Raw genomic sequence first — 26,137 nt, forward strand, 5'->3', positions numbered from 1 at the left:
TAAAATTGACGTAAGGCGATTGGGGGAAGAAGGGGGGAGGTGAGGTCTAAGTAGATTGGGCAAGAGACGGGTAGTGGAAGGAGGGGAGGGAGTTTTAGAAAAAAGGGAGAAGAAAGGAGAAGAGGGATGGGAAGAGAAATTAGGGAAGGAATGGAGGAAGGGAGAAGGAAGGGAATTAGGAAAGAAATTAGGGAAAGAATTACCCATTCCTGCCCCCTAAGGATGCCGTAGAGGGAACTGACCCCTATCTTTTAAGCAAAATGCCTTTAAGTTATTGATAATGAAAAACTTAAAGCAATTTTTCCCTTAATAAAAAGTTATCTGATCAGATAATTTTTAGAGAGAGTTGGAAAGTTTGGAATTTTTAGTGTTTACAGAGACCGTGACTACCTCAAAGGTCGGAAAGATCTATCTTATCTAACCTCCGGTCTCATACCATTCAGTATCTTTCTTTGTCACCTCTGTCCCAAAAGCCCTTAACCATAAAACTACTAAAAATGGGTAAGGGTCAAACCATTGAAGATAAGCGATAAACGAAGCCGAATCCCCGAATTTCAATCAAGGGTAAACTGGTATAATTGGTCAAAAATCTCTATAACCATCTTTTCTATCGCCGGAGGGGCTTTATTAAAAGATTTTGCCAAAGTTTTTTTTGTCGTCCACTGCTTGGAAAAGCTTTTCCGGGTATTCTTAGATTTATAACCTTTATTGACTTTTACTAAAATAGGAATAATCTTATAATTATGATAAATAAAGATATCTTTCGGGAATATGATATTCGAGGGATTGCGGATAAAGATTTGACTGATGAAGTTGTCTATCTAATCGGTAAAGGGTACGGCACTTATGTCCAAAGGCGGAAGGCGGAGTGCGGAATTGAGAATTTATCAGAAGTTCTTATCGGTCGGGATGTCCGGCTCTCTTCGGAAAGGATAAGAAATGCCCTAATTGCCGGAATAACTTCTACTGGCCTGGATGTGATTGATTTGGGGATAATTCCGACACCCGTCTTTTACTTTTCCCTTTTCCATTACGATAAAAATGCGGGAATGCAAATTACCGGTAGTCACAATGAGAAAGAGTATAATGGGTTTAAAATTGGTTTTGGTAAGACAACAATCTACGGCGAAGAGATTCAGAAGTTAAGAAGGTTAGTTGAAGAGGGGAAATTTAAGCAAGGGGAAGGAAAGGTCTCTTCCCGAAATCCAATCCCAGATTATATTGGGACGCTAAAAGAGAGAATTAAGTTTAAGAATTCATTAAAAGTTGTTTTTGACCCAGGAAACGGTACGGTGGGGATTCTTTTAGAAGAGTTATTGAGAGATTATCCCATTGAACCGGCCTTTATCAACTTAGAACCGGATGGCAACTTTCCGGTTCATTTACCCGACCCGACGGTTGATAGATATATGAATGATCTAAAGAGTTTGGTCTCGGAATTGGATGCGGATTTGGGGATTGGTTATGACGGTGACGGTGACCGGATTGGGGCAGTGGCTGAGGATGGCGAAATCGTCCGGGGGGATAAACTTCTTGGGATTTTTGCCCGGGATTTAATCAAGCGGGTGCCGAAGGCGAAAGTGGTTTTTGATGTGAAATGTTCTAAGGGTCTAAAAGAGTATATCACTCAGATTGGCGGCGTACCGATAATGTGGAAGACTGGCCATTCTTTGGTTAAAGCAAAGATGAAAGAAGAAGGAGCCCTTTTGGCAGGAGAGATGTCTGGTCATATGTTCTTTGGCGAAAATTATTTTGGCTACGATGATGCGCTCTACGCTTCCTTAAAATTATTGCAGATCGTTTCGGAAACGGGAAAGGGATTGAGAGAACTCGCCTCCGAAATCCCTCATTATATCTCAACTCCGGAGATTCGGATTGAATGTCCGGAGGCGGAAAAGTTTGAAATCGTCGCGGAAGCAAAAGCATACTTTTTTAAGAAACTGGCAGGGAGAAAATGCGAAATAATTGATATTGACGGTGTGAGGGTGGAATGGGAGGATGGTTTTGGACTTTTACGGGCATCAAATACCCAACCGATTTTGGTCCTGCGCTTTGAAGGAAAAACCGAAAAGAGATTGGAGGAGATAAGGGAAATCTTCTTATCCTTCCTTAGCAAATATTCCTATATTAAAATACCCGCTTCTTAGATTGGTGTTTAAGGTAAAAAAGGAACCGAAGGCGATTATAAAAATTGCTTTTGGCTGGTTTAAGAAGGCGATTGAAGATTACCATCTCTTAGAGGATGGGGAGAAGGTTTTGGTAGGGGTTTCGGGTGGTAAGGATTCCCTTTGTCTTCTCCATATCTTTAATGAGTATAATAAGCGAAAGAAGAAGAATTGGCAAATCCTTGCCTGTCACATCAATCCGGGTTTTGCCAATTGGCCAAAAGAACAAGTAGAAAAGAGATTGCGGGATTTGGGGGTTAGTTATATCGTAAAGAGTTTACCAATTGGGGAGAAGGTGAAAAAGATTGGTGAAGATTTCTGTTTTTTCTGTTCCCGGGAGCGGAAGAAAGCACTCTTTACTGTTGCCGAAGAGAATAAAATAAATAAGATTGCCCTTGCCCACCACCGGGAAGATGTGAATGAGACCTTCTTCTTAAATCTTCTCTTCGCCGCGGAAATTTCTACCTTTGTGCCGAAACAGGATTTCTTTGGAGGCAAGTTTTATATTATAAGACCATTATACCTCTTCACAGAAGAAATAATCGCCTCTTATCTCAAAGTTTTTTCTATTAAACCGATAAGAAATCCTTGCCCCTATGCCCAACTTTCCGAAAGGGAGAGGATTAGGCGAATCTTAATTTCCTATTACCGAAGGGACCCCAGAATTCGGGATAATATCTTTTGGGGAATAAAGAATATAAAAACCCATTATCTGCCATAATTATTTATTTTCCCGCCTTCTCTTTAACTCCTTTTCCCAACCCACTCCTTTTGGCTCGTAATATCTTCTGCCTTTTAAGGCTTTGGGTAGATATTCCTGTTCTACCTTTCCTTCGGGATAGTTATGGGGATACTTGTAATCTTTACCGTAACCCAATCTCCGCATTAAAGGAGTAGCCGGGTTTCTTAAATGTAAGGGAACGGGTTGAGTATGGGTATTTAAGGCATCCTCTTTTGCTTTTTGGTAGGCGAGATAGACAGAATTACTCTTTGGTGCCAGCGCTAAATATATGACCACCTGGGCTAATGCCAAACTACATTCCGGTAAACCGACAAATTCTACCGCTTCTTTTGCCGCATTGGCAATCACTAAGGCTTGCGGGTCCGCATTACCAATATCTTCGGAGGCTAAAATGACTAATCGCCGGGCAATGAATAATGGGTCTTCCCCGGCTTCCAACATCCTCGCTAACCAGTAGAGTCCGGCATCCGGATCGCCGCCTCTTATTGACTTAATAAAGGCGGAGATTAGGTTATAATGCTCTTCACCCTTCTTGTCGTATAAGAAAAATTTCCGTTCCGCAATCTCTTCCATCAGCTTCTTTGTTATTCTCCTCTTGCCCTCTTTCACCTCGGCACTCATTGTCGCCATTTCTAAGATGTTCAGTGCTTGGCGGGCATCACCATTAGAGAGAATTGCGATGTAGTTGAGAACTTCTTCGTTCACCACCGGATTAAACTTCTTTAACCCTTCTTCGCTTATTAAAGCCCGCTTTAAGATTGTCTTTATCTCTTTCTCTCCCAAGGGATTTAAGATAAATACCCGGCATCGGGAAAGGAGGGGACCAATCACTTCAAAAGAAGGGTTTTCGGTTGTCGCACCAATGAGAATAATTTTCCCTTTCTCCACATAAGGGAGGAAGGCATCTTGTTGCGCTTTATTGAAGCGATGGATTTCGTCAACGAAGAGAATCGTCCGCTTGCCATAAATCTTTTCTTGATAATTGGCTTCCCGAATCACCTTTCGGATATCACCCACCCCAGAAGTGACCGCACTGAAAGAGATGAAATGGGCATTGGCATATTTAGCGATTAAGAGCGCCAAGGTTGTCTTACCCGAACCCGGTGGACCCCAGAAAATCATGGAGAAGATTTCCCCTTTCTCAATAACCTTTCTAAAAGGTTTATCCTTCCCTAAGAGGTGCTCTTGACCAACAAGCTCATCCAAATCCTTAGGCCTTAACCTTTCGGCGAGAGGTGAAAGGAATGGTCCCTGGTGGAATAATTCCATAAATTAGTATAATTTCGATTCTCTTTTTGTCAAGAGTAATAGCAGGAAGATCTTCTTTTATTTTATCACAATCAATTTTCTTTTATCCAGATGATTTTTCTCAGTGAGAATCAAGAAATAGATACCGGGGGGTAACTTTTGGATATTAAATCTCTCCCTTTCGGCAGAATAGACAATTTCTCCAAGGACATTATAAATTTTTAAATTCGCCCATTCTTTCCCTAATTGGTGACCCATGGTAAGGGAACTTCTCTTGGGGCTTAGTTTGAAAAGAAAAGTTTCTTCTCCCTTTTCCGAAATCCCAACCAATCCCCGAATGGTTACCGAGTCGGTCTTTTTATCATTTATTCTATTGAGATCATTGGTCAACTGGGTAGAACAAGAGACTAAATAATTTCCCGCCGGTTGGTTGACCAGCCAATTGGGAAAGGTAAGATAGTATTTAGTCACCGGTTGGTGGTTATTAACGAAGGCAACGGTATCATAGAAATTACCAATCTTCATCCGCACCGAATAGTTTTCGGTGGTGGTGCCAAAGTTATAGAGGGTGCAGGCGGGAATGATGATACTTCCGGAATCAACTGTGCCGATCGGGGAAACGATTGAGAGAACGCCGACATCTCTTACCGTGGCACTGAGCGTAATATCGCAGATTATCGTATCACCGACCATTCGGATATTTCTCACGCCAACATTAGTTGGTTGATTTACCCGATTCCGACTATTCGGCTTGGTATTATTATCAAAGACCAACCTCTGCCAGATACCGGGTAAAGGGTCGGAGGTATCGCCTAAGGCTTCGTGATAATAATGGGGGTCAGGACGAACACCGGTACCGTGGTCAAGATGGAAGGTTGAATCCTCTTCCAAGTCAACGATATTGTGATAAGAACCCTGGGCGGGGTCAATATGCCAGATTAAAAGACCCGGACCAGGTAAGGGGGTATCAAAACCTTTCTGCTGGCGATTTTCTAAATAGAAGCAAGTATCGGTATTTAAACCCTGCCGCCAGACTTTATAACAGACCGGATGGGTCTCAATGTCTAAAATTTTGAGGTTAAAAGTATCATGAGTGATTAAAATTGGCGTAACAAATCCCGCTCGGACCTTACTCCAGGCTTCCATATGGGAAGGACTCCAAGGGGTATTGCCACCCGCCCCCCAGGCACCATAACCCATCAAACCCCAATAACCGATCCCCCAGGTGTTGCGGGTGCCGTCATAGAGATCAGGCAAGCCAACCAGATGACCCAATTCGTGGCACATTACCGCAATACAGCAAAGGGTAGTTTCTAAGGCGGGCGTTACCAAATTTATCTCCGGGACATTAGTTACCCCATAAATTGTTACCCCGTCGTTGGTCTGATAGGTGAAACTGGGGATGGCGTGGGACCAACAGTGGTTGACATTTCTGGTATCCTCACCACCGGGTCCGGCGTGAACCATAAAGAGGGCATCAATCCGATTATCCCCATTTATGTCAAATTGTCGGAAATCAACATACTGGTCAACCTGCTGACAATTCTCCCTCGCCAACTGACTGCCGGTTGAGAGCATATAATTGCCATCATAATACCGGGAGTAGTTATATTGGGAAGTGAACCAGCGGTTGCCAGCGATGCCGCCTAACACAGTATATTGACCATAGGAGTTCTCTAAGAAATAGTCAGTGAGGCTACCCTGCCGGTAAGGAGCATTATGATAGACACCGATAGAATAAAGCATTGAGTCAAAACGGGCGGGTGAATGACGGATGGTATCTGCCCGATTATCCGGGAATTGCATTAGGATGCAGACCGTCTCTAAGGTGCGGAAACCTTTTAATTTATTTTCCCCAGGGACTTCTACTCCAGGGGGAAAGACTGGTTCTGGTCCAATTGAACCCGGTCGGGGCGGCATCGCAAAGATTAAGTTAAAAAGGAAAATTAAAAGAAGAAACATCTTCCCTCCTGATGATTAATCCCCTTTTTCCTTAAAGACTTGATTTAGATATTCTACAATTTTCCCAATGGTGGTTCCCGGGCCGAAAAGTTTACCGATGCCCATCTCATACAATTTCTCCTTATCTTCCTCAGGAATTATTCCCCCACCAAAGAGATGAATCTCTTCTGCCTTATTTTCTTTCAATAATCTTAAAACTTCAGGAAAGAGGGTCATATGGGCACCGGATAGAATTGAAAGGCCGATCGCATCAACATCCTCCTGAATGGCGGTCCGGACAATCATCTCCGGGGTCTGATGGAGACCGGTATAAATCACTTCAAATCCGGCATCCCGCAAACCCCGAGCCACGACCTTGGCGCCCCGGTCGTGACCGTCGAGACCGGGTTTGGCAATTAAAATTCTAATCTTCTTTCCCATCTTACCTCCTAAAATACCGGAGTTTCCCGGTATTCACCAAATACCTCTTTTAGGGTACCACAGATTTCACCCAGGGTGCAATAAGCACGGGCGCATTCCAAAATTGGCGGCATAATATTTTCCTTACTCTGAGCCACCCTTTTTAACTCTTTTAAGGTCTTATTCACTTGATTATTATCCCGCTTTTTTCTCAACTCCGCCAGTCGCTCCCTCTGTTCTTCTTCCACCCTCGGGTCAATTTTTAAGATGGGGATTTCCAACTTCTCATCCGGAATGATAAATTCGTTTACGCCAACGATGATTCTTCTCTTTTCTTCCACTGCTTTCTGATAACGATAGGCGGCTTCAGCGATCTCCCTCTGCGGATAACCAATTTCAATCGCCTTCACCATCCCGCCCAACTCCCGAATCTTGGCAAAGTATTTATAAGCCTCTTCTTCTAAGCGGTCGGTTAGGTATTCTACATAGTAGGAACCAGCAAGAGGGTCAATGACACTGGGGATACCCGTCTCATAGGCAAGAATCTGTTGGGTACGGAGGGCAATTAGAACCGCTTTTTCGGTGGGCAATGCCCAGGTCTCATCCATAGAATTGGTATGTAGACTCTGGGTACCCCCTAAGACCGCCTGTAATGCCTGGAAGGCGGTCCGGACGATATTATTTTCTGGTTGCTGGGCGGTTAAGGTGCAACCCGCGGTCTGGGTATGGAATCTCAAAAGGAGTGATTCCTTTTTCTTTGCGTGGTAGGTATTTTTCATCTCCCTCGCCCAGATTCTTCTTGCGGCCCGGAATTTGGCGATCTCTTCAAAGAAGTCAAGATGGGAGTCAAAGAAGAAAGAGAGTCTGGGGGCAAAGGAATCAACATCTAACCCCCTTTTTATCCCCTCCTCCACATAGGTGAACCCGTCCATTAAAGTGAAAGCCAACTCCTGAATGGCAGTGGCACCCGCCTCCCGGATATGATAACCGCTGATGGAGATGGTATTCCACTTGGGGACGTATTTGGAGCCAAACTCCATAATGTCGGTGATGATTCTTAAAGAAGGTTCGGGAGGAAATAGCCAGGACTTCTGGGCGATATATTCTTTTAAGATATCATTTTGGATTGTGCCCCGCAACTGGTCTGGTTTCACTCCTTGCTTTTCCGCGGTCACGATATAAAACGCCCAAAGGACCGCGGCTGGGCCGTTGATGGTCATGGATGTTGAGACCTTATCTAAGGGGATACCTTCAAATAAGGTCTCCATATCCGCCAGAGAAGAGACCGCCACGCCACAAACGCCAACCTCGCCTTTGGATAATGGATCATCAGAATCCCGACCGTAAAGGGTGGGAAAATCAAAGGCGACGGAAAGTCCGGTCTCACCGTGCGCCAAAAGAAATTTGTAACGCTTATTAGTATCCTTAGCGGTACCGAAACCCGAGAATTGACGCATCGTCCAGAGTCTACCCCGATACATCGTATGCCTTATTCCTCGGGTGAAGGGATACTCTCCGGGAGTTCCTAACTTCTCTTCGTAAACAAAATCCTTCAAGTCTTCTGGGGTGTAAAAAAGTTTTAGAGGAATTCCCGAGATTGTTTCAAACTCCTTCTCCATTTCCCCTCCTGCCAAATTCTTCTTTTACCATTTTAATAATCATCTCACTCACAGTAAAAGGTGTTAAATTTCCCCTTTCAATCTCTTTTATCCAATCTGGGAAAAGCCTCTTTATCTCCTCCCTTTCCCAGATCTCCTTCTTAATTTTCTCTTCGGTCAAATCCTTTATCTCCGAGATGATATTTTCCCTTCGCTTTTTCTCAAGGAGACCGTTTTCGGTCAGATATTGGCGATGCCTTCCAATCTCCCGAAATACTTCTTCCACTCCCTCGCCCGTTAAAGCACAAGTCTTAATTACCGGTGCCTGCCAGTTGGTATTCTCCTTCATTTTTAAGGTAGCAGAGAGTTCTAAGGCTAACCGGTCCGCTCCTTCCCGGTCGGATTTATTTATTAGAAAGATATCGCCAATCTCCAAAAGACCCGCCTTTAGGGTTTGGATGGTATCTCCGGATTCTGGAACCAGGACAACAATTACCGTATAAGCGGTCTTTTGGATTTCAATCTCAACCTGACCCACTCCTACCGTCTCAATGAGAATAATATCCTTTCCGAAGGCATCTAAAATATCACAAACCTCCTTGGTTCGGAAGGCAAGACCACCAGAAGAACCTCGACTCGCCATACTCCGGATATAGACCTTGGGTTCTAAAAATAGGGAAGCCATCCTTACTCTATCTCCCAAGATGGCACCCCCGGTAAAAGGAGAGGAAGGGTCAACGCAGACAATACCGAGAGAGAAGTTTTCCTTTAAAAATGAGTTGGCGATTCTTTCAATGAGGCTACTCTTGCCGCTTCCTGGTGCTCCGGTGATACCAATCCGATAAGCCCGACCAATCCTCGGATATAAATGAGATAGGATTGCTAAACCCTCTTCGGCATCGTTTTCCACCAAAGAGATTAATTGAGATAAGGCTCGGACTTCTCCTTTATTAAATCGCGCCAAGAGTTCTTCCATCAATCAAAAATCACAAATGATAACTCCAACTCTTTTTTATTCTATCCGAATTGGGTGAGAAGTCAAGTTGACGGTAACTCAATATAATTAGGCAGTGAATTAGACCATTGATTAGACTTCTGGTTAAGATCCTCAATTAGGTTCCTGATTAGACCTCCGATTGAACTTCGGATTAGGCATCCATTTATTCTCCTTCTTACCCATTTTATTACCTTTGGGATTAGACCTTCAATAAGACCGGGAATTAGTTTAGAGGTTAGGCTATCTATTAAGTTGGAAATTAGGTCCTTAGTTAAATCCCTGATACCATCCCCTGTATGCTTCACCCAATTTTATAAAGGAATACCCCTCATGTTTTATAAAATTCTTCTCACTTAACTCCATTTTTGGTTAAGGTCTACTTCTCCGCTCCACCTCCTTAATCCCGAATAAATAAATTTTCATATCCTCGGTAAAGCTATTAATCCTTATCTCCCGAAGATAACATACCATTATCTCGTATCCCCTTAAGATCGCCTCTTCCATACTTCTCTTTTGGGGCTGGGATTAGAACCCAAATTAACCCCTATATAATAATAACGGAGATACCACCTAATTTCTGACAGTGAATTTTCCTATCGGGTATGACTTTTACTGGATACCCTATTGGTAGCCACTGCAAGTCAAATGGAAATACAGGGGCAATTGCTTAAATAATGATTAGGAACAGATGGACCAAGACCTTCAGTAGCCCAGGCGACTATATTCAGTAGTCAATGCCACTCCGATTTACCACCCCTTTTTGTAAAGGGTGTTTTATCTCTTTAATCTCGGAGGCCAAATCGGCAATTTCAATCAATTCCTTCGGAGCATAGCGACCGGTTATGATAATTTCTAAATCTCTTGGTGCGGAGAGCAAAACCGTTAAAACTTCTTTAACTGTTAAGAGACCGTAATCTAAGGCACAATTCAACTCATCAAGAATTATCATATCGTATTTTCTACTCTCAATCGCCTCCTTTGCCAACTGCCAACCTTCCCGGGCTAATTTTATATCATCCGGTTTTAATTCCCCTTTCTTCACAAAGGTTTTAAGTCCAAACTGCTTGACGGTAATATTGGGGAGTTTTTTTAAGACCTTTATCTCACCGTATTCATCCCCTTTCATAAATTGAATCATTAAGATTTTCCAATTGTGACCTAAGGCCCGAATCGCCTGACCGATGGCCGCGGTTGTCTTACCCTTTCCGTTTCCGGTATAAACCTGAATCATTCCCCATTCTACCTCAATTGCGAAGTAAGTCAAGAAAGATTAATTCTATCTTTTGCCTCTGGGGATGAAAAGTATTTACTTAAAATTTTAACCGCCTTTTCAATTCGTAATAAATTCTCTCTCTTAAAAGACCAGACGGAGAGACCAGAAGGGTGAGGTAAAGGGATAACGAACCTCTTCTTCCCCAAAAGGTCAATTTCAAATATCTTGCCCACTACTTCCTTTAATCTTCTCCTGCCCAAGATATTATTTATTGCCAGAGAGCCAACCGGAATCAAGACTTTTGGGTCCAATTTTTTAATCTCGTCTCTAAGATAAGGCAGACAGTTAACTAAATGTTCTCCCTTTGGTTTTAAATCTCCTCTCTTCCCTTTACCGGGAAAACATTTCATCACCTGGGTAATATAAACCTTCTTCCGAAAATCCCCTTCTTTTATCCCAACCTTTTCCAACCAGTCAAATAGCCTTCTCCCCGCCTTCCCAATAAAAGGGGTTCCTTTTTCTATCTCTTCTTTTCCCGGTGCTTGTCCGATTAAAATGATTTTCGCAGAAAAGACTGGGGAAAATACCGGATAACTACCTTCAGGCAGAGAACATTTCCGGCAAGCCTTAATCTTTTTTACCAACCCGCGTAAGTCCTTTTTCTCTGTTTTAACCACTTCCCTTTTGGGAATAGATACAGCCGCAATATTTTTGCCGATAAAGAGAAAGTTTCTTAGAAATAGTTAAACCCACTTGAAATCCCTCTTTAAAATCCGCAATTAAAAAGTCTAAACCTTCTTTTGCGGCAATCTCTCTACCCAGCCGGTTGATCAATTCCGCATTTTTCTGCCGACCGGAGGTTAAGGTTGTGCCAAAGATTAAAAATCCCTCCTTTTTCGCAAACCGGGCGGTCTCTCTTAACCGTAAGGTAAAACAGACCTCACACCTCTTTCCCCCTTCCTTTTCTTCTTCCCAACCTTTGACCATTTCTAACCATTTCTCTCTTTCGTAAGGGGCTAAAATTAAAGGAACTCGGTAATAATCCGCCACCTTTTTCGCCTCTTTTAATCTCTTTTCGTATTCTTCTTCCGGATGGATATTAGGGTTGTAGAAGAAAAGGGTTAGAGAGTAACTCTCTTTTAATTTTTCAATTGGATAAATAACACAAGGTCCGCAACAGGTATGGAGGAGAATTTTATTTCTCAACCGCTCATTGCCACCCGTCTCTTCAACCGGGCAAACCGCTCATCAACCTCCCTCTGGAACTCTTCAATCAATTTTTGATTCTCGGGCAGAAAGAGATGGCGAAAACGGCCTTGCATCTTCAACCATTCCTCAATCGGTTTTCGCTCTTTGGGTTCGTAGTTTAAGCGATAAACACCGTTTTCGTATTCGTATAAGGGCCAGAAATTTGTCTCTACCGCCAACCGGGAGATTTCAATCGTCCGGTCCGTAGGATAAACCCAACCCAAAGGGCAGGGAACCAAGATGTTGATGAAGGTTGGGCCATCATAGGAAAGCGCCTTCTCTACTTTGGTTACCAAATCGTTCCAGAAGGCGACCGTGGTCTGCGCCGCATAAGGAACATCATGGGCGATAACGATCTCAACGATATCCTTCCGCGGCTGTAATTTGCCCGGTAATTTTTTTCCTGCGGGTGAGGTTGTGGTGTCGGCAAAAGATGGGGTTGCCGAAGAGCGTTGAATACCGGTATTCATATAAGCCTGGTTATCGGTGCAGACGTATAGGAAGCGATGGCGTCTCTCAATTGCTCCGGAAAGTGCTTGAAAACCAATGTCATAAGTTCCACCATCACCACCAAAGGCAATAAACTTGATCTCCTTTGTTATCTTCCCTCTTCTTTTTAATGCCCGATACGCGGATTCCATTCCAGCGATAGTGGCGGCAGCATTTTCAAATGCGGAATGGAAGATTGGTACCTGCCAGGCGGTATGGGGATAGATGGTTGAGACAATCTCCAAACATCCAGTGGGCATCGCGCAGGCAACATTCTCCCCAGCCGCCAATAAAACCTGCCGCACCGCTAAAACCTCGCCGCACCCAGCACAAGCCCGATGACCATAAGAGAATAACTCTTTTCTCTTTACCAATTCTTTTAGTGATGCCATCTTATTTCACTCCAATATAACCAACTTCTTCTTTACTTTTACCCTTTTCTTTTATAAGAAATAATTCCTCAAACACTTCCTCAATCTCCTCTGGTGTTATCTCCCTTCCCCCCAAGCCGTAGATATAAGAAGCGGTAAGGGGTTTTTTCTTTTCATCGGCTAAAACCGCTCTAATTTCCGTATAGAGAATTCCCCCATAAGAAGATAAAGGTTCTGCCCGGTCCAAAACCCCCAGGACCGGAATTTCTCTTAACTCCTTTAAGATTTTCTGGTGAGGGAAGGGGCGGAAGGTCTTTAACTTAAAGACCCCCACTTTTTCCCCTTTTTCTCTCAGATTGTCAACCGCCACCGTTGCCGTCTCATAGGTGGAACCCATGGCGATGATCGCCACCTCACAGTCTTTTGTCTCATACCCTTCCATAATATCATAATAACGACCGAACCTTTCTCCAAATTCTCTACTTACTTTCTCAATCACCGGAAGGCTTTCCCTCATCGCCTCCGCAACCGCCCTCTTATGTTCAAAATAAGAATCAGGCAGACAAGCCGGACCAACGGTTATCGGATTATCAACGTCTAAAAGGGAATAGTTTGGCTTAAACTCTTTAATAAAGTCCTTCACCTCTTCATCACTTAAAACCTCAATCCGCTCCATACAGTGGGAGAGGATGAAACCGTCAATCGTCACCATAACCGGTAGATAACACTCTTCGGCAATCCTCACCGCTTGAATTAAGGTATCATAAGCCTCCTGGGAATTGGCGCAAAAGAGTTGGATCCAACCAGAGTCCCTGGAAGCCAAAGAATCCGAATGGTCGCAGTGGATATTTAGGGGGGCAGAAAGGGTTCTATTGACAACCGCCATCACAATTGGCAACCTTAAAGCGGAAGCGATAAATAGCATCTCATGCATTAAAGCCAAACCTTGGGAGGCGGTAGCGGTCATTGCCCGGGCGCCACAAGCCGCCGCGGCAATACAAGCCGAGATTGCGGAATGCTCACTTTCTACCGCCACAAATTCGGTATCCACCTCACCATCCGCGACAAAAGAAGAGAAGGTATAGACAACTTCCGTAGATGGTGTTATCGGATAGGCGGCAACGACATCTGGTGCAATCTGCTTCATAGCAAAGGCGAGTGCTTCATTTCCGGTTTTAGCAACAATCTTTTTCATTTCTTCTCCTTTTCCATCTTTATCGCCTGCACCTTTTTTGGGCAGACGCTGGCGCAAATTCCGCAACCTTTGCAGTAATCATAATTAATCCCAACCACTTTCCCATCTTTAACGATAATGGAACTATCCGGACAGTAAATCCAACAGCTAAGGCACTGGATACATTTCTTCTCATCGTAAATTGGGCGATAACTCCGCCAGGCACCCGTCTTATTCTCCCTTATCTTTTTCGTATCCGTAAGAATTGCCCCGCAGGGCAAATTACGCCAAGAGATTAAAAGGCAACCCTCTTTATTTTTCTTAACTTCCTCGGACCTCTTCATAAGCCCGCCTCACGGAACTTAAATTACCCTCAATCAATTCCTCTTTTCCCCGAAACTTCTGGGAAAACTTACCTCTTAAAGAATTTAGCACCGAAGAGAACTCAATCTCTAAAAGTTGATAATGATTAATCACCTTCACTAAGGCACCGAGCATCGGGGTATTAGGAATATCGCGTTTAATCAAAGAAAGAGAGATTTGCGAGGCATCAACCGTCCAAACCTTATTTCTTTTATTCTGAAGGCCTAATTTTTCTCTTACTAAATCTGGTGTTTCTGCGGTATTGATTAAAATTATCCCATCGTCCCTTAATCCGGTTAAAACATCACAGGCAGAAAAAAGGGTTGGGTCTAAAATCACCAAGATGTCCGGATTTTTTATCCCGGAATGGTTTCGGATAGGAAAGTCGGAAATTCTATTATAAGCAACAACCGGTGCCCCCATCCTCTCGGGACCAAATTCCGGAAATGCCTGAATGTATTTCCCAGTAGACATCACCGCTTCGCCAAAAAAGAGGGCCGCTAACCTTGCTCCTTGCCCTCCCCGACCGTGCCATCTAATTTCTAAAATTTTCTCTTTCATTTTTCAAAGAAGGTTTTTAAGTCTTTCCTTTCAAACATTAAAACGATTGCCTCCCTTTTTGCCTTAGAGCGATGGAAAGTATCCTTGGGTAATAACAACCCTTCCCCGGCTTGCAAATGGAACTCTTTATCTTTCGTCTCAATAGCAATCTCTCCTGATAAGACCAAAAAGAATTCATCAGAGTCGTGCTTGTGGAATTCGTATTCACCCAAAAAGCGCGAAATGACAACCCGATGATCATCAACAAAGGCAATCTCTTTCGGTTGCCAAACCCCCTTCAGGGTTTTTGCCTCTTTCTGCCAATTAATCAAATTCATAAAAATGGATTATAAAGAGGAAAAAGGAAAAGTCAAATCTTTTTCTGCCTTTTCCTGATATCGGACCATCCCCAAATCCTTAACTTTAAATAAGAAAAGGAAAGGAATTTACCCCCGTCTGTCCTACCAAGAAACCTTATGGGAATGGCTTTTATCTTTTAAAATCTATTTTTAGCCATTGGCATTGCGGCACCCTGCCAAGATTTTAAGGCGGAAAAATATGAGGGCCCAAAAATAGACCTTGACTTTATTATTATTTTTAATAAGCTCTTTAATGAAGTTTGGTAATTTTGAGATTTATCCAATTCTTGATGGCTATTTCGCCCTGGATGGCGGAGCGATGTTTGGAATCATTCCTAAGGTGCTTTGGCAAAGGACTAATCCCGCCGATGAAAAAAATCGCATTACTTTAGCGCTCAGAACCCTTCTGGTGAAAACACCGGATTGTCTCATTCTAATTGATACCGGGATTGGCGATAAGTTTGATGAGAAGTTTTCCGATATTTATAAAGTTGATAAGGCAGGGGGGCTTGAGAAATCTTTGGCGGAATTAAAAATTAACCCCAGGGATATTGATATTGTCATCAATACCCATCTCCATTTTGACCATGCAGGAGGCAATACTCAATATGATGAGAAAAGAGAGGTTTTACCCAAATTTCCTAAGGCAAAATATCTAATTCAAGAGAAGGAGTGGCAGGCGGCCAATCAACCGGATTGTCGGTCCCGGGCGAGTTACTTAAAAGAAAACTTTTTGCCCTTAAGAGACTACGGCAATCTTTCTCTTATCACCGGTGATTACCAAGTAACCGAAGGAGTAGAGGTAATTCTCACCGGTGGTCACACGGAAGGGCACCAGATTGTTCTAATCACTACCAAAGAGAAGAAGATTGTCTATTGGGGAGACCTAATTCCCACAGTTAGCCACTTAAACATTCCTTACATTATGGGTTATGACCTATTTCCCTTGGTTACGATGAAGAAGAAGGAGGAATTTTTAGCCCGGGCGAAAGCGGAGAGGTGGCTGATGGTTTTTGAGCACGATCCGAAGGTGGCGATCGGTTATTTTGGCAAAAAGGGGGAGTTGGCATCCTATGAAAAAGATTGAAAATCTAAAATACCTTTTCGCCCCTTCCTCAATCGCGGTAATCGGTGCTTCCTCTCGCGAAGGAAGTCTGGGGAGGGCAACATTTGCCAATATCCTCTTCAATGGTTTTCAGGGGGTTGTCTATCCAGTTAATCTCCGGGCAAGGAGTATTCTGGGGGTGAAGGCTTATCCTTCAGTCACCACCATCCCCGACCCGATTGACTTGGCGGTAATTATTGTCCCGGCGAGTGAGGTGCCAATTGTGATGGAAGAGTGTGGTCAGAAAGGGGTGAAAGGAGCAATTGTGATCAGTGCCGGTTTTAAGGAGATTGGCGAACGAGGGCGACAATTGGAGAGGCGGGTGAAAGAGATTGCTGACCGTTACGGGATTGCAATGATTGGACCGAATTGCTTCGGTCTAATTAATACCCATCCGGAGACGAAGATGAATGCCACCTTCGGCCGGATTATGCCCAATTCTGGAAACATCGCCTTCATCTCCCAGAGTGGGGCGGTTGGCGGAGCAGCTTTGGAGTATTGCGAAGCAGAAGAGATTGGATTATCAAAGTTTGTCTCTATCGGAAATAAGGCGGATATCTCGGAAAACGAACTGCTCTTTTATCTGAAAGACGACGAGACGACTAAGGTCATCCTCTTGTATTTAGAAGACTTAAAAGAGCCGAAGACCTTCTTAAAAATTGCCCGGGAGATTACCGACCGGTACCAAAAGCCGATTTTGGCGGTGAAGTCCGGTCGCACTAAGGAAGGGGCAAAAGCCGCTTCTTCTCACACTGGAGCCTTGGCTGGTTCTGATGAGGCTTATAATGCCTTCTTTAACCAATGCGGGATAATAAGACTTGACAACTTAAATGAACTGTTTGATTGTGCCAAGGCTTTCTCTATGCAGCCCATCCCCAAGAGTAAAAAGATTGCGATTGTCTCCAACGCGGGGGGTATTGCCATAATGGCAACCGATGCCGCAATTCGGAATGGTTTGGAATTGGCATCTTTACGTGATGAGACGAAGGAGAAATTAAAAAAGATTCTCCCTCCCACCGCCAATATTCAAAATCCGGTGGATGTGATCGGTGATGCCAATGCCCAAAGGTATAGTTCCGCCCTCAGAATTGTCTTAGAAGACGAAGAGGTTTCTGGAGTTATTGCCACCTGGACCCCAACCTTGATGGAAGATACGAAAACAATAGCCCGCGCCATTGCCGAGATTGCCCCCTCCACGGAAAAACCGATTATCGGCTGTATTCTTTCCTTAGAAGAGCATAAAGCGGTCTCCCGAGAGATGGAAAGGGAGAAGGTTCCTAACTACCGCTTCCCCGAAGTGGCGGCAAAAATTCTTTCGGTTCTTTGTGAGTACGGTGAGTGGTTAAATCGTCCGAGGACGGAAATAAAAGTTTTTGCTGATGTGGAGAGAGAGCGGGTTAGGGAGATTATTGGTTTAGCCCGGCGGAGAAGGGAAAATTGGCTTTTAGAACCTTATGCCTATTCTTTACTTTCTGCTTATAAAATTCCGGTCGCCCCCTTCTTCTTAACCCAATCCCTTTCGGAAGCCGAGGAGAAGGCGGCGGCGATTGGTTATCCGGTAGTCCTAAAAATTGTCTCTCCTCAGATTATTCATAAGTTTGATGTGGGAGGGGTGATCTTGAATATCAAAGATCGCATTGAACTGAAAGATGCCTACGAAAAACTCTTGGCGAATGTGAAGGCAAGAAAACCAGAAGCGGAAATCGTTGGAGTTTTACTCCAAAAGATGATGAGAGGAGGGAAAGAGGTGATTTTAGGAATGAAACGTGATCCCCAGTTTGGGTCTTTATTAATGTTTGGTATGGGTGGTACTTATGTGGAAGTTTTGAAGGATGTCTCATTCCGTGTGGCACCGATTCGGGAACTTTCTGCTCAGACGATGGTGAGAGAAATAAGAGGCTATCCTATTCTAAAGGGCTTTCGGGGTGAAAAGCCTTCGGATATTGAAAGGTTGGTAGAGGTCTTAGAAAGGTTATCCCAATTGGTTACCGATTTTGATGAGTTTGAGGAGATTGACATTAACCCATTTCTCGTCTTTGAGGAAGGGAAGGGGGCGTATGCCATTGATGCCCGAATTAAACTGAGAGAATAAATTTTGCTTAAGAAAATTTTACAATCCTAACAAAAGATTCTGCCTTCAGACTGGCACCACCAACTAAGACACCACCAATTTCTTCCTTTGCCATTAGAGAGTCGATATTTTCCGGGGTGACACTCCCCCCATAAATTATTCTAATCTTCTGAGCCACTTCTTGATTGTAAAGTTTAGCGATTAGTTCTCTAATGAAACTATGGACCTCACTTGCTTGCTCGGGAGTAGCATTTTTGCCGGTACCAATCGCCCAGACCGGTTCGTAGGCGATGGTGATTCGGTCAACCTCTTCAATTCCCTCTAACCCTTTCCTTATTTGATTTCCAATTACCGCAAAAGTTTTTTTCTCTTCCCTTTCCTTCAATTCCTCCCCCACACAGAAGATGGGGAAGAGGCCAATTTTGAGAGCGGTCTTTAATTTCTTATTAAGAAACTCGTCATCTTCCTTAAAATACTTCCGCCTCTCCGAATGGCCAATGATCACATATTGGCAACCAATCTCCTTCAGAAATTCCCCTGAGATCTCTCCGGTATAGGCACCCTTTAATTCGTAGTGCATATTCTGGGCACCCAGTTTCAGAAGAGAACCTTTAATTATTTCGCTCACCACCGGTAAGGAAGTGAAAGGGGGGCAGATGACAACCTCTCTCCCTTCTGTATCCCACAAACTTTCTTTTATCTCCTTCGCTAATTCCTTTGCCTCCCGAGGTGTCTTATTCATCTTCCAATTACCCACAATTAAAGGAATCATCTTTTCAAGGCGACAATGCCTGGTAGTTCTTTACCTTCTAAGAATTCTAAAGTAGCACCGCCCCCGGTTGAGATATGACTTACCTTATCCCCTAAACCAAACTTCTTCAGTGCCGCTGCGGTATCACCACCCCCGACTACTGTGGTGGCGCCTCTTGCCGTTGCCTCTTTTAGTGCCTGGGCAATCTCCTTTGTGCCATAAGAGAATTTTTCATATTCAAAAATTCCTAAAGGTCCAGCCCAGACAATCGTATTTGCGTTTTCCAGTACCTTTTTATATTCTTCAATCGTCTCTTTGCCGATATCAACTCCAATCCAAGAAGAAGGGATTTCGTTTTCTTTAACCATCTTTATTTCCGCATCTGCCGCAACTTTATTCGTCACCAGAAAATCCTTTGGAGTTTTAACCTTCGCCTCCAATAAAAGATGCTTCGCCTCTTCCAACCTATCTGGTTCAAATACCGAATTGCCAATCTCGTATCCCTTCGCCTTGACGAAATTGAAAGCGAGCCCCCCGCCGATGAGAATGTAATCAACCTTTGGTAAGAGATTTTTTATCACGCCCAACTTATCGGAAATTTTTGCCCCGCCAATTATCGCCACGAAAGGTTTGGTCGGAGAAGAGATTATCTTGGAGAGAAAACTTATCTCCTTCTCCAGTAAAAAACCAGGAACCGGATTGGGAAACAATCGGGGAAGGGCATCTACTGAGGCGTGGGCGCGATGGACACAACCGAAGGCATCATTCACATAGAAATCAGCCAAGTTCCTTAATCGCTGGGCAAAGGCCAAATCGTTCTTCTCTTCTTCGGGATGGAAACGGAGATTTTCTAAAAGGATAATATCACCAATCTGGGCTTTCTGGATAATTCTTTCTGTATCTTCTCCGATACAGTTGGGAGTTAAGACCACTTCTCGGGAGAGAAGTTGCGATAATCTCTCTTTTATCGGTTTCAGGCTGTATTTCGGGTCAAACTTTCCCTTAGGCTTACCGAGATGGGAGGCGATGATGGGAATGGCACCCTCTTTAAGGATATATTCAATTGTTGGTAGAGAAGCACGGATTCTCGTATCATCGGTGATATTACCTTTCTCGTCCAATGGACAATTAAAGTCAACCCTTAAAAATACCCTCTTTCCTTTTAAGGGTAAATCTATTAGTCTTGCCATCTCTCAACTACGTATTTTATTAAATCAACCACCCGATGGGAATAGCCCCATTCGTTATCATACCAGGCAAAGACCTTAACTAAATGTTTATCAACAACCGTGGTGAGAAGGGAATCAAAGATGGCAGAGTAGGGAGAACCGGTGAGGTCAATAGAAACTAAGGGTTCGGTAAGATATTGGAGGTAGCGTTTCATCTTCCCTTCGCTCGCCTTTCTAAAAACCTCATTCACCTCTTCTTTACTCGTTCTCTTCTCCACCTCGCAGGAAAGGTCAATAAATGAGACATCTGGGGTGGGTACCCGAACGGCGATACCATCAATCTTCCCTTTTAATTCCGGATAGATAACCCCAATCATCTTCGTAGCTCCCGTAGTCGTAGGAATCATAGAAAGGTTGCAGGCTCTCGCCCGTCTTAAATCCTTATGGGGAGAGTCTAAGATTCTTTGATCGTTGGTATAGGCATGGATAGTTGTCATATAACCCCGAATGATCTTAAAATTCTCATGAAGAATCTTTATTATCGGCACAACACAATTGGTGGTGCAAGAGGCAGCGGAGATGATATGGTCTTCTCTCGGATTATAAGTTTCTTCATTGACACCCATTACGATTGACTTAATGGGTTTCTCCCCTTTGGGAGGAGCAGTAATCACGACCTTCTTAGCGCCATTTTCCAAATGCTTTTGACAATCTTCAAAGGTTAAAAATTTACCGGTCGCCTCCACCACAATCTCCACCCCTAAATCTTTCCATTTTAAATTCTCCGGTTCCTTCTCGGTGAAGACCCTAATCTCTCTACCATTAAGGAAAAAGGAATTTTCCCTGGCTTTCACCTCCCCGGGAAAAATCCGATGGACGGAATCATACTTAAAGAGATGGGCTAAAACTTCGGACTTTGCCACATCATTTATTGCCACAAAATCCAAATCCTTTTCTTGATAACCAATCTTTAAAACCAACCGGCCAATCCTGCCGAAGCCGTTAATACCAACCCTTTTTGCCATAAAGACCTCCGTCTTCTTCACTTCTTGGCTTAAAATTTCTATAAACTTAATCTTATAGGAAAAATAAATACTTGTCAATTCTTTGCAAAAAACCTTGGCAAAATCTTTAATAGACCCAATCCTTGCCCGAAAGATTTTTTAGTAAAACCCCACCGGTGATAGAAAAGGTGGTTATAGAGGTTTTTGACTAAACGAATTATAGTTGTCGTTGATGGTGAGACCTTGCCAAATAAACCTCTTTTTATCTTCTATACGGGACTCGGCTTCGGTTTATCGCTTATATCATTTTCGTGCTTTTATGGTTAAGGGCTTTTAGGGCAGAGGGGACAGGGGTTAGAAAGAAAAAGGAAGAGATGGGGCGAGGGGTCATCGGGTGGATGGTGAGTATTTTATAATTTTGGTAAAGAATTGAATGGTATGAGGGCGGAGAAGTATCTTAGAATTAATCCGAACATTTCTTTATTTCCTCCGGCATCTTAGATAAGATAGAAGTTTCCAACTTTGTGGTGGTTACGATCTCTATAAACAGTATAAGAGGGGCGAAGAGAATTCGCCCCTCTTGTTCTTTTCTTTCCTTCCCTTTATTTCTGGTTTCCTTCCACAACCACCGTTTTCGTTTGGATTGAGAAACTACCCAGAACCGCGCTGATAAGGTAGTCCACGATTTCAAAATGCGTTGTCACCTTGACGTTCTCTAAGTTGTATTTGGAAATTATGTCCGCGGTGGAATTATCAGTAATCGGCACCAGTCCCCATAGGACATACCAGACCCTTTTGCTCGTTTTAAAGGTTGTCTGGTCAGTTTCGGAAAGGAGAATCGTCTTTTTCCCCGCCGGACTGACAATAGAGACCGGATAACAACCGATAAAAAGTATTAGAAATAAGAAAAGAAATAACCGCTTCATATTGTCCTCCAACTTTGGAGTATAGCAAAATATAAAAAGATGTCAATTGCTAATTATTATTGATGAGACCTTGACGGAATGAGGTTAAAGTTTAGAATAAAGTGATATGGATAAAAGAAGTCTTTACGAAGTGATTGTGGTTGGGGGTGGTCATGCGGGTTGCGAAGCGGCCTTAGCCTCCGCCCGTTTAGGCTGTAAAACTTTGCTTTTGACCTTAAATTTGGATACAATTGGCCAGATGTCTTGTAATCCGGCAATCGGCGGGATTGGTAAGGGACAGTTGACCAAGGAGATTGATGCCTTGGGTGGGGAGATGGCAAAGGTTACTGACCGGGCGGGAATCCAGTTCCGCTACTTAAATACCAAAAAAGGACAGGCGGTTCGCTCTTTAAGAGCCCAGGCAGACCGACTTCAATACCGGGTGAAGATGAGGGAGGTCTTAGAAAAAGAAGTTAATTTATTTATCAAACAGGCGGAGGTGATAAAAGTTCTTACCGAAGGTAAGCGAGCGGTTGGGGTGGAGACCAGTTTCGGAGAAAGATTTTTTGCGAAGGCGATTGTCTTAGCCCCGGGCACTTTCCTTTCCGGCTTAATTCATATCGGTTTAGAAAATTTCCCCGGGGGAAGAATGGGGGAGATGGCATCTATTTTCTTAGCCAAAAATTTATCAGAATTGGGGTTTAAGATGGGAAGGTTTAAGACTGGAACCCCACCCCGCCTTGATGGGCGAACGATTGACTTTTCTCGCCTCGGGGTGCAAAATGGCGATGAACCCCCCTCTCCCTTCTCTTTCTGGACTGATTTTCCGGTTAAAAATTACCTACCCTGTTACATCACCTACACCAATCCCAAAACCCACGAGATTGTGAAATCTGGTCTTGACCGTTCCCCCTTATATCAGGGGATAATCAAAGGGACCGGAGTGAGATACTGCCCCTCAATTGAGGATAAGGTGGTGAAATTTTCCGAGAAAGAGCACCATCAGGTCTTTTTAGAACCCGAAGGGTTAAATACCTTTGAGTTTTATCCCAACGGAATTTCAACCAGTCTACCGATTGATGTTCAGATTAAGATGGTGAGAAGTATTGAAGGTTTGGAGGAGGCAGAGATTTTAAGGCCGGGCTATGCGATTGAACATGACTATTCTGACCCAACCCAATTAAAACCAACCTTAGAGACAAAACTTTATTCCGGTCTATTTTTTGCCGGACAAATTAACGGCACCACGGGCTACGAAGAGGCAGCTGCCCAAGGGATTATCGCCGGGATAAATGCGGCTCATTTCGCAAAAGGGAAAGAGCCTTTTCTCATCTCAAGGAGTGAAGGTTATATCGGGGTCTTGATTGATGACTTGATTACCAAGGGCACGAATGAACCGTATCGGATGTTCACCTCTCGGGTAGAATTCCGGCTTCTTTTGCGCGATGATAATGCGGATTTGCGCCTTTCGGAAAGGGCTTACCGAATTGGTCTCCTAAAAGAAGAGCAGTATAAGAAGGTGAAGGAGAAGAAGGAGAAGGTAGAAAGACTAATCTCTTGGTTAAAGGAGACAAAGGTCTATCCCAAGAAGGAGGTAAATGAAAAATTGGTTGCCTGGCAGACCTCACCAATAAAAGAGGCGATTTCCCTTTTTGAACTTTTGAAAAGGCCGGAGATGGATTTGTCTAAACTAAAGGAATTGGTCAATGCCAATTTAGAGATAGAAGAGAGGGTGGCGCAAACCGTAGAGGTTGATGTGAAATACGAAGGATATATTGAAAGGATGAAAAGGGACTTAGAAAAATTTCAAGAACTGGAAGAGATTAAAATCGCTCCGGATTTTGACTACCATTCGGTGAAGGGACTTTCTAATGAGGTAAAGGAGAAGTTAAGTAAAATAAGACCAACCTCTCTGGGGCAGGCTTATCGCATTCCCGGGGTTACCCCTTCGGCGATTCTCAATTTATTGATTTATTTGAAAAAGAGATGAGGGAAGAAGAAAATTATCTACTCTTAAAGGATTTTGCCCAGGGTTTAGGGGTTTCCCTTTTTGGGGTTGGTGATTTTTCTCGGATAGAAAAAAATGATTTCCTTTTAAGGGAAGAGACTTTGAAAAAGTTTCCCTTTGCCATTTCTATTGGTCTCAGGTTGTCAAGGGCAATTCTGGAAGATTTAGAAGACCATCCGACCAAGTTATATTTTCATCACTATAAGGTTGTCAATTACCTTTTGGATGCTTCGGCATTAAGGATTGCCAATTGGATTGAGGAGAAAGGTTATTGGGCTTTACCAATTCCCGCCTCCCAGACCGTAGATTGGGAAAGACAGAGGGGACATCTCTCTCATAAGAGGGTAGCGATGGCTGCGGGTTTGGGTTGGTTGGGCAGGAATAACCTTTTAGTTACTCCGGAATACGGAGCCCAGGTGCGATTGGCAACAATTTTAACCGATTTACCTTTACTGACTAATGCTCAACCCTTTGATTTCAATTGTGGTGATTGTTTTGCTTGCCTTTCGGCCTGTCCGGTGAAAGCGATTAAGGAGCGGCCAGAAGATTTTGACCACCAGAAATGCTTCTCTTTACTCAAAGAGTTTCAGAAGAAATATGTTCCGCAACACATCTGCGGTCTTTGTGTTAAGGCATGCTCGCCAAAAATAAAAAAGAGATGAAGTAACGGAGATATTGTCAAATTTTGTGGAAAATTTTTAAACCTTTCCCGCACTTACCCCTCTCAATCACCTCCACCACTAACTCCGGATAATCTATCCGCCGCCACCGAATCCGCAAAGATATAGAATCTAATCGCTTCTTATGGAAAGAGAAATATGTCTGAACCCAATATTCCTTACTATCACTTACCCTTAGAGATTTTAAGAAAAATACTCATGGTGTATCTCCTTTGGGGGTGCTGATTTTGGTAACACCCGCCTTAAAGTTTCTCTTAGGATTAGGCTCCCATTTAGACTTCGGATTAAACCACTGATTAGGCTTTGGATTATACCCTAATTTAGGCTTCTATTTATCCCTCTCTTTATACCCTCTTTTAGACTATTTATTAAATTCTCAATTAAACTCTTTATTAAATCTCCAATTAAATCCCAAATTAACCCTTTTCTTATAACTTCTATTATCTCTTCCATTAAATCCCCGATACCATCCCCTGTATGCTACACCCCTTTTTATAAAGGTAAACCCCTCCTTTTTGATAAAGATCTCACGCTTAATGCCATTTTCATTAAGTGCTAATTACCCGATAATCCCTCCTCAATCTCTTTTCTGATGATTATAAAAGTCTTATCCGCCTCTTTGAGGCGAGACTTCGCCAAAGGCGAGTGAGACTTCGCCAAAGGCGAGCGACTTAACTCCAAGAAGTTTGAGTTTAAGGTCTTCATCTTCCCTATATAATAATAACGGAAATACCCCCAATTTACTGACACTAAATTTTTAGGTTAATTTCAATAAAATTTTAATTCTGGCACGCTCTTTGCTTGTATCCATCTTTTATTAACGGGGCTTAAAAGTTGGTTTTATCCCTTTGATAGATTTGGCGGTAGGGGATTAAAGGTTTCCCTTCTCTTTTCTCGTTTCGGAAGATTCTTCCTTCTTGAACTTTATCTTCGCCCCATTTCTTTCGGATTTGGTCTAAGGTCTTATTTAATCTTTGGAGAGTAATCTCTCTTTCTGGTGGGAGAAAAAGGGAGAGTTGAAAAGGATAGGTAGTAAATCCCGATAGGGTAATTCCAATCAGGCGGACTTTTTCATCCCGCTTTTTTATTAAGGAGTGTAATAATTCCTTGGCTTTCGGAAAGATTAACTGGTGGGCATCGGTTGGGGAAATCTTTTGTCTCTGGGTGATGGTTGCAAAGTCTTCAAAGCGGATTCGGACGGTAATAATTGTCGCTTGCTCCTGCCATTCTCGTAATTCACTGGCCGCTTCTTTCAAAAGTTCATAAAGGGTCCTTTCTAAAATCTCTAAATTCCTTGTATCCTTTAATAAGGTAATACTTCGGCCGATTGACTTCGGTCTCTCTCTTATCTCTAACCCCTTCTCTTCGGTTAAGTTCTTTCTCAATTTTTCTGCCCATTTTCCCATCAAGCGATTGAGGGTTGTTATCTCTGCCTTTAGAAAATCGCCGATCGTTTTTATTCCCGCCCCTTTCAAAATTAAGGAATTTTTCTCTCCGATTCCCGGAATTGTCTCCACCGGCACCGAGGCGAGATAATCTTCTTCCTTTCCTTTTGGGAGATAGAAGAGGCCATCGG

Annotated in this window: 27 protein-coding genes; 7 read left to right on the forward strand and 20 right to left on the reverse strand. The window is 43.3% G+C overall.

The window, feature by feature from the left end; all coding sequences use genetic code 11:
* Positions 1-55: 55 nt before the first annotated feature.
* From ABIL00_05895 to ABIL00_05905, 3 genes are all read left to right on the forward strand, one after another.
* A complete protein-coding gene (locus ABIL00_05895; GenBank protein MEO0110286.1) occupies positions 56-220 on the forward strand; it encodes a hypothetical protein in 165 nt (54 codons plus the stop codon).
* A gap of 523 nt (positions 221-743) precedes the next feature.
* The gene (locus tag ABIL00_05900; GenBank protein ID MEO0110287.1) at positions 744-2,147 is read left to right on the forward strand and encodes a phosphomannomutase/phosphoglucomutase; all 1,404 of its coding nucleotides are present in this window, start codon (positions 744-746) and stop codon (positions 2,145-2,147) included.
* A gap of 4 nt (positions 2,148-2,151) precedes the next feature.
* Complete coding sequence (locus ABIL00_05905; protein MEO0110288.1) at positions 2,152-2,886, forward strand: ATP-binding protein; 735 nt, start codon at positions 2,152-2,154, stop codon at positions 2,884-2,886.
* On the opposite strand, the gene ABIL00_05910 is transcribed toward ABIL00_05905, so the two are convergent.
* The 13 genes from ABIL00_05910 to ABIL00_05970 form a co-directional block, all read right to left on the reverse strand.
* On the reverse strand, positions 2,887-4,176 hold the full coding sequence (locus ABIL00_05910) for a replication-associated recombination protein A (protein MEO0110289.1): 1,290 nt from the start codon (positions 4,174-4,176) through the stop codon (positions 2,887-2,889).
* Positions 4,177-4,233: 57 nt separating this feature from the next.
* A complete protein-coding gene (locus ABIL00_05915) occupies positions 4,234-6,117 on the reverse strand; it encodes a M6 family metalloprotease domain-containing protein (protein MEO0110290.1) in 1,884 nt (627 codons plus the stop codon).
* 15 nt (positions 6,118-6,132) lie between these two features.
* Complete coding sequence (locus tag ABIL00_05920; GenBank protein MEO0110291.1) at positions 6,133-6,537, reverse strand: cobalamin B12-binding domain-containing protein; 405 nt, start codon at positions 6,535-6,537, stop codon at positions 6,133-6,135.
* 8 nt (positions 6,538-6,545) lie between these two features.
* Entirely contained in the window at positions 6,546-8,135 is a 1,590-nt protein-coding gene (locus ABIL00_05925) for a methylmalonyl-CoA mutase family protein (GenBank protein MEO0110292.1), read from the reverse strand.
* Complete coding sequence (gene meaB / locus ABIL00_05930) at positions 8,119-9,090, reverse strand: methylmalonyl Co-A mutase-associated GTPase MeaB (GenBank protein ID MEO0110293.1); 972 nt, start codon at positions 9,088-9,090, stop codon at positions 8,119-8,121. Before meaB ends, ABIL00_05925 begins: the two co-directional genes overlap by 17 nt.
* Before the next feature lie 745 nt (positions 9,091-9,835).
* Positions 9,836-10,342, reverse strand: a complete 507-nt coding sequence (gene cobO, locus ABIL00_05935) for a cob(I)yrinic acid a,c-diamide adenosyltransferase (GenBank protein MEO0110294.1) — start codon at positions 10,340-10,342, stop codon at positions 9,836-9,838.
* A gap of 29 nt (positions 10,343-10,371) precedes the next feature.
* Complete coding sequence (locus tag ABIL00_05940; GenBank protein MEO0110295.1) at positions 10,372-10,968, reverse strand: uracil-DNA glycosylase family protein; 597 nt, start codon at positions 10,966-10,968, stop codon at positions 10,372-10,374.
* A gap of 25 nt (positions 10,969-10,993) precedes the next feature.
* Entirely contained in the window at positions 10,994-11,530 is a 537-nt protein-coding gene (locus ABIL00_05945; GenBank protein MEO0110296.1) for an epoxyqueuosine reductase QueH, read from the reverse strand.
* Positions 11,527-12,453 (reverse strand): thiamine pyrophosphate-dependent enzyme, encoded by a 927-nt coding sequence (locus ABIL00_05950; protein MEO0110297.1) that lies wholly within the window; start codon positions 12,451-12,453, stop codon positions 11,527-11,529. The genes ABIL00_05945 and ABIL00_05950 overlap by 4 nt, the downstream gene beginning before the upstream one ends.
* Position 12,454: 1 nt before the next feature.
* Positions 12,455-13,627, reverse strand: a complete 1,173-nt coding sequence (locus ABIL00_05955) for a transketolase C-terminal domain-containing protein (protein MEO0110298.1) — start codon at positions 13,625-13,627, stop codon at positions 12,455-12,457.
* Positions 13,624-13,950, reverse strand: coding sequence for a 4Fe-4S dicluster-binding protein (locus tag ABIL00_05960; GenBank protein ID MEO0110299.1), 327 nt, complete (start codon positions 13,948-13,950; stop codon positions 13,624-13,626). The genes ABIL00_05955 and ABIL00_05960 overlap by 4 nt, the downstream gene beginning before the upstream one ends.
* Positions 13,928-14,530, reverse strand: coding sequence for a 2-oxoacid:acceptor oxidoreductase family protein (locus ABIL00_05965; protein MEO0110300.1), 603 nt, complete (start codon positions 14,528-14,530; stop codon positions 13,928-13,930). The genes ABIL00_05960 and ABIL00_05965 overlap by 23 nt, the downstream gene beginning before the upstream one ends.
* Positions 14,527-14,847, reverse strand: coding sequence for a cupin domain-containing protein (locus ABIL00_05970; GenBank protein ID MEO0110301.1), 321 nt, complete (start codon positions 14,845-14,847; stop codon positions 14,527-14,529). The genes ABIL00_05965 and ABIL00_05970 overlap by 4 nt, the downstream gene beginning before the upstream one ends.
* 274 nt (positions 14,848-15,121) lie before the next feature.
* On the opposite strand from ABIL00_05970, the gene ABIL00_05975 reads away from it, so the two are divergent.
* Positions 15,122-15,955, forward strand: coding sequence for an MBL fold metallo-hydrolase (locus tag ABIL00_05975; GenBank protein MEO0110302.1), 834 nt, complete (start codon positions 15,122-15,124; stop codon positions 15,953-15,955).
* Positions 15,942-18,065, forward strand: a complete 2,124-nt coding sequence (gene acs, locus ABIL00_05980) for an acetate--CoA ligase alpha subunit (GenBank protein MEO0110303.1) — start codon at positions 15,942-15,944, stop codon at positions 18,063-18,065. The genes ABIL00_05975 and acs overlap by 14 nt, the downstream gene beginning before the upstream one ends.
* A 7-nt stretch (positions 18,066-18,072) precedes the next feature.
* Here the strand turns inward: acs and tpiA are convergent, their stop codons facing one another.
* The 4 genes from tpiA to ABIL00_06000 all read right to left on the reverse strand — a co-directional run bounded on the left by tpiA (position 18,073) and on the right by ABIL00_06000 (position 21,894).
* On the reverse strand, positions 18,073-18,816 hold the full coding sequence (tpiA, locus tag ABIL00_05985; GenBank protein MEO0110304.1) for a triose-phosphate isomerase: 744 nt from the start codon (positions 18,814-18,816) through the stop codon (positions 18,073-18,075).
* Positions 18,813-19,985, reverse strand: a complete 1,173-nt coding sequence (locus tag ABIL00_05990) for a phosphoglycerate kinase (protein ID MEO0110305.1) — start codon at positions 19,983-19,985, stop codon at positions 18,813-18,815. The genes tpiA and ABIL00_05990 overlap by 4 nt, the downstream gene beginning before the upstream one ends.
* A complete protein-coding gene (gap, locus tag ABIL00_05995; protein ID MEO0110306.1) occupies positions 19,973-20,989 on the reverse strand; it encodes a type I glyceraldehyde-3-phosphate dehydrogenase in 1,017 nt (338 codons plus the stop codon). Before gap ends, ABIL00_05990 begins: the two co-directional genes overlap by 13 nt.
* A gap of 581 nt (positions 20,990-21,570) precedes the next feature.
* Complete coding sequence (locus ABIL00_06000) at positions 21,571-21,894, reverse strand: hypothetical protein (protein ID MEO0110307.1); 324 nt, start codon at positions 21,892-21,894, stop codon at positions 21,571-21,573.
* A 106-nt stretch (positions 21,895-22,000) separates the two neighbouring features.
* Here ABIL00_06000 and mnmG point away from each other — a divergent pair, with 106 nt between their 5' ends.
* Both mnmG and ABIL00_06010 read left to right on the forward strand, forming a co-directional pair.
* On the forward strand, positions 22,001-23,863 hold the full coding sequence (gene mnmG, locus ABIL00_06005) for a tRNA uridine-5-carboxymethylaminomethyl(34) synthesis enzyme MnmG (protein ID MEO0110308.1): 1,863 nt from the start codon (positions 22,001-22,003) through the stop codon (positions 23,861-23,863).
* Positions 23,860-24,543, forward strand: coding sequence for a hypothetical protein (locus tag ABIL00_06010; protein ID MEO0110309.1), 684 nt, complete (start codon positions 23,860-23,862; stop codon positions 24,541-24,543). Before mnmG ends, ABIL00_06010 begins: the two co-directional genes overlap by 4 nt.
* A gap of 333 nt (positions 24,544-24,876) precedes the next feature.
* Here ABIL00_06010 and ABIL00_06015 read toward each other — a convergent pair whose 3' ends face one another.
* From ABIL00_06015 to ABIL00_06025, 3 genes are all read right to left on the reverse strand, one after another.
* Positions 24,877-25,014, reverse strand: a complete 138-nt coding sequence (locus tag ABIL00_06015) for a hypothetical protein (GenBank protein MEO0110310.1) — start codon at positions 25,012-25,014, stop codon at positions 24,877-24,879.
* Between the two features lie 102 nt (positions 25,015-25,116).
* Positions 25,117-25,266, reverse strand: coding sequence for a hypothetical protein (locus tag ABIL00_06020; protein ID MEO0110311.1), 150 nt, complete (start codon positions 25,264-25,266; stop codon positions 25,117-25,119).
* Between the two features lie 122 nt (positions 25,267-25,388).
* Positions 25,389-26,137, reverse strand: a 749-nt coding sequence (locus ABIL00_06025) for a hypothetical protein (protein ID MEO0110312.1), incomplete at its 5' end; no start/stop codon positions are given.

This window comes from candidate division WOR-3 bacterium (assembly GCA_039801905.1).
GTDB lineage: Bacteria > Hydrothermota > Tepidihabitantia > Tepidihabitantales > JBDRVQ01 > JBDRVQ01.